This is a genomic window from Neptuniibacter sp. 1_MG-2023 (assembly GCF_030547185.1).
In the GTDB taxonomy this organism is placed as follows: domain Bacteria; phylum Pseudomonadota; class Gammaproteobacteria; order Pseudomonadales; family Balneatricaceae; genus Neptuniibacter.
The window spans coordinates 19,743-28,371 of the sequence record NZ_JAUOQR010000021.1; the positions used below are offsets into that span (position 1 = coordinate 19,743).

The 8,629-nt window shown below is 43.0% G+C and carries 7 protein-coding genes and 1 tRNA gene; 3 read left to right on the plus strand and 5 right to left on the minus strand.

Annotated elements, in window-relative coordinates:
* Nucleotides 1–25 precede the first annotated feature (25 nt).
* The gene (locus Q4492_RS15365; RefSeq protein ID WP_303419780.1) at nucleotides 26–1,279 is read left to right on the plus strand and encodes a DEAD/DEAH box helicase; all 1,254 of its coding nucleotides are present in this window, start codon (nucleotides 26–28) and stop codon (nucleotides 1,277–1,279) included.
* An 82-nt stretch (nucleotides 1,280–1,361) separates the two neighbouring features.
* On the opposite strand, the gene Q4492_RS15370 is transcribed toward Q4492_RS15365, so the two are convergent.
* Nucleotides 1,362–2,882, minus strand: a complete 1,521-nt coding sequence (locus tag Q4492_RS15370; RefSeq protein ID WP_303419782.1) for a peptidoglycan-binding protein — start codon at nucleotides 2,880–2,882, stop codon at nucleotides 1,362–1,364.
* 110 nt (nucleotides 2,883–2,992) lie between these two features.
* Nucleotides 2,993–3,574 carry a DNA-J related domain-containing protein gene (locus tag Q4492_RS15375; protein ID WP_303419784.1) on the minus strand — a complete coding sequence of 194 codons (582 nt, stop codon included), beginning with the start codon at nucleotides 3,572–3,574 and terminating at the stop codon, nucleotides 2,993–2,995.
* A 189-nt stretch (nucleotides 3,575–3,763) separates the two neighbouring features.
* On the opposite strand from Q4492_RS15375, the gene Q4492_RS15380 reads away from it, so the two are divergent.
* On the plus strand, nucleotides 3,764–4,699 hold the full coding sequence (locus Q4492_RS15380) for a D-hexose-6-phosphate mutarotase (RefSeq protein ID WP_303419786.1): 936 nt from the start codon (nucleotides 3,764–3,766) through the stop codon (nucleotides 4,697–4,699).
* Here Q4492_RS15380 and Q4492_RS15385 read toward each other — a convergent pair.
* The 3 genes from Q4492_RS15385 to ilvC form a co-directional block, all read right to left on the minus strand.
* Nucleotides 4,692–4,940: a hypothetical protein gene (locus Q4492_RS15385; RefSeq protein ID WP_303419788.1), complete on the minus strand. Its 249-nt coding sequence runs from the start codon at nucleotides 4,938–4,940 to the stop codon at nucleotides 4,692–4,694. The two genes, Q4492_RS15380 and Q4492_RS15385, sit on opposite strands and share 8 nt — an antisense overlap.
* 120 nt (nucleotides 4,941–5,060) lie before the next feature.
* Nucleotides 5,061–6,512 (minus strand): molybdate ABC transporter ATP-binding protein ModF, encoded by a 1,452-nt coding sequence (gene modF, locus Q4492_RS15390; protein WP_303419792.1) that lies wholly within the window; start codon nucleotides 6,510–6,512, stop codon nucleotides 5,061–5,063.
* Between the two features lie 151 nt (nucleotides 6,513–6,663).
* Nucleotides 6,664–8,139 carry a ketol-acid reductoisomerase gene (gene ilvC / locus Q4492_RS15395; RefSeq protein ID WP_303419790.1) on the minus strand — a complete coding sequence of 492 codons (1,476 nt, stop codon included), beginning with the start codon at nucleotides 8,137–8,139 and terminating at the stop codon, nucleotides 6,664–6,666.
* Between the two features lie 347 nt (nucleotides 8,140–8,486).
* Here ilvC and Q4492_RS15400 point away from each other — a divergent pair.
* Nucleotides 8,487–8,563: transfer RNA gene (locus Q4492_RS15400), tRNA-Met, on the plus strand.
* Nucleotides 8,564–8,629: the final 66 nt, after the last annotated feature.

Here is an 8,629-nt window from a genome sequence, read left to right on the forward strand (position 1 = left end):
AACGGGATAGCGGGACGGTAAATAATTGAACTTTACAGAATTGAGTCTGAACCCTCTTATCGTAAATGCAATCGAGAGTGCGGGTTATAGTGAGGCGACGCCTATTCAAGCGGCGGCGATTCCTGTGATTATGTCGGGTCGTGATCTTTTAGCTGGGGCACGAACGGGCACAGGTAAAACCGCCGCTTTTGCTTTGCCTTTGCTCAATAGAATTCTCAGCGAGCATGAGACTCTAAACCATACTGATAACCTTAAAAAAGTATTAAAAATCCTTGTCTTAGCGCCCACACGTGAACTGGCTCAACAGGTTAATGATAGTTTTAAAAAGTATGCTAAGGGTAGCGGCTTTAGGTCAGCGGTTGCTTATGGTGGGGTCGGTATAGCCACTCAAGTTAATCAAATCAATAAGGGGATTGATCTTCTTGTTGCGACCCCCGGGCGATTACTTGATCTCAATAAAAAGCGGGTGGTTAATTTATCGACTATCGAAGTGTTAGTGATAGATGAAGCCGACAGAATGCTGGATATGGGTTTTAAGGATGAGATTAAAGCGGTAATGAGTAAATTGCCTAAATCTAGACCTGAGGCAACAACCCGACAGACATTGTTATTCAGCGCAACCTTGAGCGATAGCATCTATAAATTTAGTAAAAACTTATTACATAAGCCTGAACTGGTTGAGGTTGATCAGCGCAATAGTCGATCTCTTGATGTGCAGCAGGTTGTTTATAATTGTGATCCTGAGCGTAAGTTGGCTTTAGTTTCTCATCTTATTGCTAAAGAGGGATGGCTGCAGGTCTTGATTTTTAGCCGGACAAAGCAGGGTGCAGACAAGATTGCTGCGGCATTAAGCTTAACGGGTCTTTGTGCTGAGGCTATACATGCGGATCGTTCACAAACATCTCGTGAACAGGCCTTGTCTGATTTTAAAAAGGGCTTAGTTAATGTGCTGGTTGCTACGGATGTGGCGGCACGGGGGCTGGATATTCAGCAGTTGGAGGCGGTGATTAATTTTGAGATGCCGTATAAACCAGAAGATTATATACATCGTATAGGCCGCACAGGACGAGCAGGGCATCAGGGGAAAGCGATTACTTTACTGATTGAGGAGGAAAACTATCTTTTAGAAGAGGTTGAGGTTCTTCTTGATGAGCGCTTACCACAACAGTGGTTAGAGGGGTTTGAGCCAGATTTTACTCGGGTGATTGAGGTAAATCGAAAGAACTCAAAAAGTGCACAAAAGCGTAGGGCAAAAAATCGAGCTTTAGGTAAGCGTTGATCGCTTAAAATAAAAGCCCCTGCAAAATGACAGCTAATCTTTTGTAGGGGCTTTGGTTCCAGCTAAGGGGTTTTAACGCTTATTAGATTGAAACGTTCAGCGCTTTTACTGTTTCGATATTAATGTATTTATCCGTAGGCAACTGATTGTCGCGCTGGAAATCATTAACCGCACTCATAGTCTCGCGTCCTACAACACCATCAATATTACCTGGGTTATAGCCTTTGCTAGCTAAAGCGCGTTGAATATCCATAATCGTTGTACGCGTCATATTGGTTTCACAAAGAATCGAGCGCCATTCCATATAGCCATCTTGATCTATTTTGCTTAATGAAACGGTTTCGTACTCTGCTGGAATTTCTGTACGGTTCTCGCTAGCTGCTGACGCTAGTTTGGTCACTGTTACAGTTTCGTATTTAGCAGGGATTTCAACTTTCTGCGTTGTCGCAGGCGTTGCTACTACAGTACGTTTGATTGTTTTGTACTGGGCTGGTTGCTCAGTTAAACAGATCTTATTCCCTGTGCGTGTTGCTTTAGGGTGTTCATGGTTGTGTACTTCGTGCCATACAAAGGAAACATCACTTACTTTCTTAGTGACAGGAATATCTTTGTATTTAGCCGGTACTGTTGTACGCATCTCTTTTGCTTCAGAAACTAGCTCTTGTACGCGAACAGTTTCATAAACAGCAGGGATCTCAATCGTGCGAGTGGTCGCAGGTGAAGATAGAACGCGTTTAGTTACCGTTTTGAAGGTGTCAGGTACTTCAACTAGACACATGATCTCGCCGGTTGCTGCATCGATTTTTTGGATTGGGCCTGTGCCTTTTTTCCAAATCGTGTGGGCAGGTACATCAACTACTTGTTCTGTCACAGTTGAGTACTGAGCTGGGATCTCTTCAATACGTGTACTTGCTTCTTTCACTAGTACTGTTTTCTCAACCCAACGGAATTCAGCTGGCTGAGTTGTTACCACTTCATATTCTTCTTGAATAAGAACAGGTTCATTTACTTGCTCAAATTTAGCAGGCATGAAGTGCTCGTGGAAACACATACCCGGCTGTGCTGCCGCTAGATCGATTCCATGTTCGCTTGCTGCATCAAGTAGTTTTTGGCTAGCTGGGGCGCTGCCTTTTTGTAGATCGGTCAGCCACTGTGTGCTGGCTTCTTTCACTAGTTTTTGTTCAGTCACTGTTTCGTATTGAGCAGGAACGGCAATCATCTTATAGCTAGCAGGCTGAATAAGTACTTGTTCAGTTACTTTTTCATAGGATGCTGGGATGATGTCGACTTTCTCACTCGCATCTTTAACAAGTAAGGTTTCTGTATAGTTTTGATAGGTTGGCTCTACCCAAACACGGGCATAGCATTCGCCGGGCTTAGCATTAGGTGGAAGAAGTTCTGAACCGTCTGGTGCTTGCTGAGTTTCAGCTTCACGTTTCGCTACGGCTTTTTCTCGTTCAACGAGTTCTTTGTTTCTTTGTTCTAATTCTGTTGCTGAGTAAGGAGATGATTGAACTTGTGGATTGTTTCCACTACATGCTGCTAACAAAATAGCGCTTGAGATGAAGCTGAGTTTGATTATACCTTTACTTGTGATAACCATGGTTCCTCCTGGATAGGGTTTACAAGTGTCGACCTGGGTATTCTAGAGCGTGAAACTTAAGGGAAGCTGTACAGCTCTATCAGCAACTCATGCTATTGAGTATAAAGAGACTATTGTCTTATGCATACAAGCACTTCGTATGCCTCTCTTATTTTAATGAACTGTTCTGGGTCGCCTCCTTTATCGGGATGGTGTTGTGAGGCTAGTTGTTGGTATCTTCGTCGAATGCTGTTTGTATCTGTGCCTTCCTTTAATCCTAAAGTGGCAAGTGCATGTTCTGCTTCATCAATCTTGTAATAACGTTGCCAGAAACTATCCAGAAGAGTATCGACACTTTCTTGATCGCTTTTTAGAAATTCATTCCAGTCAAGATAGTAAGAGCGTATACCTTCGTCAGCGTCTGGAGAGGTTAGCGTTTTATCTACTTTGTTTTGTCTGGGGGTGAGTTCTATTTTTAATGCGGAGATAGATAGGGATAATCCCTCTTCCCAAAAAACAGGCTGCAGTTGATAAAGGGCATTCATTACTAAAAAGTGGCGACGGAATAAGGTTAAATCAGAGGAAGGGTCTGTGGGTAGCTTTAAGTCGTTATCATCAAAGGCTAACTGCTGAAAGAGATCATATTCGCTGATCGCTTGCGGAGAATTCCTAAGGATTTTTGCGATAGGTAATAATAAAGGGTTATGTTGCATAGTGTCTGGATAGATTTGAATGTGTCATTCAGCATAAAGTTAATAGGTACTCCTTTCTAGTCTAAGTGTAGGTTATTTATCTCTTTTAAGGTTTATTATGCACTTGGCATCTATTTACCTGTTTTAGGGCTTAATCTTATTTAGTCTCAAGAGTAGAATCGCGGGTATAAATTTAATACGGAAGATTATATGAATTTGGCTGACAAAGTTCAGGCGTTGTATGCGAAATACGGTGCTCTGAAAGGTGTAACAATTGAGATCTATAAGCAGCTTATTGCGGTTAGTGTGAAGAATAAATCTGCGTCGGCCACTATTTTTCTTCAAGGAGCGCAGCTTGCTGAATACAAACAAGCGGGTGAGCGTCCTTTGCTTTGGTTAAGCGATCAATGCGACTATCAAGTGGGTAAGCCGCTTCGTGGGGGAATTCCTATTTGTTGGCCTTGGTTTGGCGATTTAGCTAAGAATCCGGATCAAGTAAAAGATCAAATATCACTGGATGTTGTTCCCGCTCATGGCTTAGTTCGTGAGCAGGAGTGGCAATTAGTTGATGTGAACTTAATTGATAGTGAAACCACCCAGATTAAACTGGAATTAGATGTACAGCCATCTGATCTTTGGCCGTTTCCAGCCTTATTAAAGTTAGAGGTGACTGTAGGTCGCTCTCTTTCTATGAACTTTGAAGTAATAAATACAGGAGATAAGGCATTTTCCTTTACCTCGGCACTGCATAGTTATTTTAATGTTGCCGGTATTGAGGGGGTTGAGGTTTTAGGGCTAGAGGATGTGGAATATATAGATACATTGAAGGATTGGCGGCTTAGTTGCTCTAGTGACCCTTTACGGGTTTCATCTGAAATAGATCGTATCTATAAGAACTTGAGCGGTGTTGTGCTGATTAATGATCCCGGTTTTGCACGCCAAATTGAAGTTACGAGCCGTAATGCGCCAGACCTTGTTGTTTGGAATCCGTGGACTGAGAAAGCTAAAAGGTTAAGCCATTTTGCCGATCAAGCGTTCCATAAGATGCTTTGTTTGGAAAGTGCGCATCTTTTAGATAATTTACAAACCTTAGCGCCCGATCAATCTTTTTCAATGGGGTTGAATTGTCGGGTCTCGATCACTTAAATAGCATTTTTAAGTCGAACGTCAGTACTTGGAGTAACCAGTTAGTCTGCGGTTTTTTAACCGATGTTGACTGGGGTTGTTTCTGGGTACTGGCGTTTTTTTCCGCCTTTAATTGTTCTCTTCGTTCAAAGGCAGCATTCGCTACTTTGGCGTAAGATGCATACTGTGCACTGCTAAGGTGTAAGCTTGAATTACCTGACCGACTAACGGTTCTATGATTTGTTTTAGGTGAACTACACATCGCTTAATCTCCACAATCTGATAGTGACTATGATCAGATAAAGGAAAAAAAGTTCAATAATTGTTCATTTGCGTTGTGTATTTGAGTTGTGTGTTAAGAACCATCCGTGGCCTTAGCGCGTTAAGATGATTGTGCATCGAGCTTTTCAAGTTGTTTAAACTGGGTTATACCGCTAATTTGATCTTCTGCATGGTGGTTGACATAAAGTACGGTGGTGTCGCCACTGGTGCATATTTTTTCAATCAACGCTAAAACAAGCTGGCGGTTGATATCATCTAAGCCTAAGCAGGGCTCATCTAAAATCAACAGCGTAGGGTGTTTAACCATTGCACGTGCGATCAGCAGTAAGCGCTGATCACCGAACGAAAGCTGATTATAGGGCTCGTTAGCTCGATCTTTCATGCCGAGCAGCGCTAGCCACTGGTCTGCAACCGCTTTTTGCTTGTCTGTGCTTTTTGTATAGACCCCAATGCTGTCATGGAAACCGGATAGAATGACGTTACGCAGGCTTATGCTGACACGGTATTCCCATTGTAGGGCGGTGGATACGTAGCCAATATATTGTTTGATCTGCCAAATCGTTTCACCGTGTCCACGCTGCATACCAAATACAAAAATATCATTGGTATAACACTGAGGGTGATCGCCTGTGATTAAGTTGAGCAAACAGGTTTTGCCACTACCGTTAGGTCCGCTTAATTGCCAATGCTGACCCGCTTCAATGGTCCAATCGAGACCGTTGATAATACTGGCATCGCCGTAAGCGACTTTAATGTTTTTTAGGCGCACAAGTGGATCTTCGGGATTAAGTGCGGGCGGGCGATCAGAGATATCTGTAGCGGGAACGGAGAGCTCTGTTGTTTTTAGATGGAGCAGTTGGTAAAGGTCGTCGTAGGCTTGTTTGTTATTGATATCAACGCTGTGTTGAAGTTTGCCGTGATCGGTGTAGGCAATATGGGTAATAAAGTCGGGAATTTCGTCAAAACGGTTGAGCACGAGCACCATTGCCATGGAGTCGATCTTGCTTTTTAACAGGTCTTGTAGCAATTGCATGGACGCCGCATCGAGACCATCAAAAGGTTCATCGAGAATAATGAGGTCAGGGTTGTTTGCTAATGCTCGAATCAGCATGATCTTGCGCGTCTCGCCCGTTGATAGCTTTCTAAAGCTACGATCCAACATCGGTTCTAATTTGAACATGGCAACTAGCTGATCAAGTAAGGCGCTATCAAATTCAGGGTAAAGTGCTTTGCCTTCTTCAAGGATCTCTCTGACGGGGGTGCCTTCGGATATTACATCCATGATGTCAGCATCGTCTTTTTTCAACTCACGCTCAATTAGCTCGGCTTGGGCTTCAAAAGATACAATTTCAATATGCTGAGGCAGACCTGAAATGGAACCGCTGATGCGATCGCCCGCGCCGGCCAAAATAGCGGATAGGGCAGATTTCCCTGAACCGTTAGCGCCTGTGATAACCCAGTGCTGGTTTGGCTCAAGTGTCCAGTTAATATTGTTTAAGGTGAAGGACTCACCAAAGACTGCCGTATAGTTTTCTATTTTGATGCTATTCATTTCAGTATATGACGGAAGTATTTGGATCAATACTCTACCGCTCCTTCGTCAAAAAAATGCGGAACAACTTATGTTTATGCGAAAAAAAAGCCAAGACCAAAGGCCCTGACTTTTATTTTTCTATAAAGAAAAGTGCATAATTATCAAATAATTATACGATCTTCTTCATGTCAGCCATATGGCCACGTAGAACTGCACCAATGGCTTCTACTGGATGGCTACGTAGGGCAGCATTAACTTCAATCAAGCGTGCGTTATCAACACCTGTGTCTGTTGTATCTAGACCTTTACCGATAACGTCAGTTTTAATGCCTTTCATGAAATCAGCTAATAGTGGTAGACAAGCATGGTTGTATAGGTAGCAGCCGTACTCAGCTGTATCAGAGATTGTAGCGTTCATCTCATAAAGCTTCTTACGCGCAATTGTATTAGCGATAAGTGGTGTTTCATGTAGTGATTCGTAGTAAGCAGATTCAGCAATGATGCCTGCAGCAGTCATTGTTTCGAATGCAAGCTCAACGCCGGCTTTAACCATCGCAACCATAAGGATACCGTTGTCGAAGAATTCCTGTTCAGAAATTTCAACATCGCCTGCAGGAGTCTTCTCGAAAGCAGTCTCAGCAGTTTCTGCGCGCCAGCCTAGAAGGTTTTTATCATCATTCGCCCAGTCTTCCATCATAACGCGTGAGAAAGTACCGTCGATGATGTCATCTTGATGCTTGTTGTAAAGTGGGCGCATGATCTCTTTCAACTCTTCAGCAAGATCGAATGCTTTGATCTTAGCTGGGTTAGAAAGACGATCTAGCATGTTAGTCACGCCACCGTATTTAAGTGCTTCAGTGATCGTTTCCCAACCATACTGAATAAGCTTAGATGCGTAACCAGGATCAATACCTTCTTCAACCATTTTGTCGAAGCAAAGTAGGGAACCTGTCTGAAGCATACCGCAAAGAATAGTCTGTTCACCCATAAGGTCAGACTTAACTTCAGCGATGAAAGAAGACATTAGAACGCCTGCTTTGTGACCACCCGTACCTACAGCGTATGCTTTTGCTAGTGCAAGACCTTCGCCTTTAGGATCGTTGTCTTCGTGAACAGCGATAAGCGTTGGAACACCAAAGCCACGAACGTATTCAGCGCGAACTTCAGAACCAGGGCACTTAGGTGCAACCATAATTACTGTTAGGTCTTCACGGATTTTCATGCCTTCTTCCACGATGTTGAAACCGTGAGAGTAAGATAGGCAAGCGCCTTTTTTCATAAGCGGCATGATTTCGTTAACAACAGGTGTGTGCTGCTTATCAGGTGTTAGGTTCAATACAACGTCAGCTGTTGGGATAAGTTCTTGGTAAGTACCAACAACGAAACCGTTTTCTGTCGCGTTTTTCCAAGACTGACGTTTTTCAGCAATAGCGGCTTCACGAAGCGTGTAAGAAACATCTAGACCACTGTCACGTAAGTTAAGACCTTGGTTAAGACCCTGCGCACCACAGCCGATCACTACTATTTTTTTGCCTTTAAGCGCTTCAACACCATCGCTGAACTCGTCCATAGACATAAAACGACATTTAGCTAGCTGTGCAAGCTGCTCACGTAAAGGTAGTGTATTGAAATAGTTGTTAGACATTTCCAAATTCCGTATTAATTATGTCAGGCTTAACCTGACAGGTGGTTTATTATGGCGCTACTCTAATAGAATTAAAGTGTCGCGTAAAATGATATATATGGGTTGCTCTGTTGCATTTATTGCAATACAAAACTGCATCAAAACAGGTTGGGCTAAATAATAGCGATATTTTGAGCAGGTGCCAGTAGAACCCGCAGATATTGGGTCGATTGTGTGAAAAATGTTCGTTTTATTAAGTTATGATCAGATAGTAATCAACCTTTTACCTCTATTTCATTTATTTTGCATTTGCGTGAAATAGGGCTTGCTAAAGTCTAATCTGGTCTATATTATTCGCCCCACATTGATGCGGGGTGGAGCAGCTTGGTAGCTCGTCGGGCTCATAACCCGAAGGTCGTTGGTTCAAATCCAGCCCCCGCTACCAAATACAGAGAAAGCCGATTTAGTTAGTTCTAGGTCGGCTTTTTTGCGTCTGGAGTTTATGGTTTTT

Coding starts and splice junctions, on each gene's coding strand:
- modF (WP_303419792.1), bottom strand. CDS start 6,512: ATGAATAGCATCAAAATAGAAAACTATACGGCAGTCTTTGGTGAGTCC.
- Q4492_RS15385 (WP_303419788.1), bottom strand. CDS start 4,940: ATGTGTAGTTCACCTAAAACAAATCATAGAACCGTTAGTCGGTCAGGT.
- ilvC (WP_303419790.1), bottom strand. CDS start 8,139: ATGTCTAACAACTATTTCAATACACTACCTTTACGTGAGCAGCTTGCA.
- Q4492_RS15375 (WP_303419784.1), bottom strand. CDS start 3,574: ATGCAACATAACCCTTTATTATTACCTATCGCAAAAATCCTTAGGAAT.
- Q4492_RS15370 (WP_303419782.1), bottom strand. CDS start 2,882: ATGGTTATCACAAGTAAAGGTATAATCAAACTCAGCTTCATCTCAAGC.
- Q4492_RS15380 (WP_303419786.1), top strand. CDS start 3,764: ATGAATTTGGCTGACAAAGTTCAGGCGTTGTATGCGAAATACGGTGCT.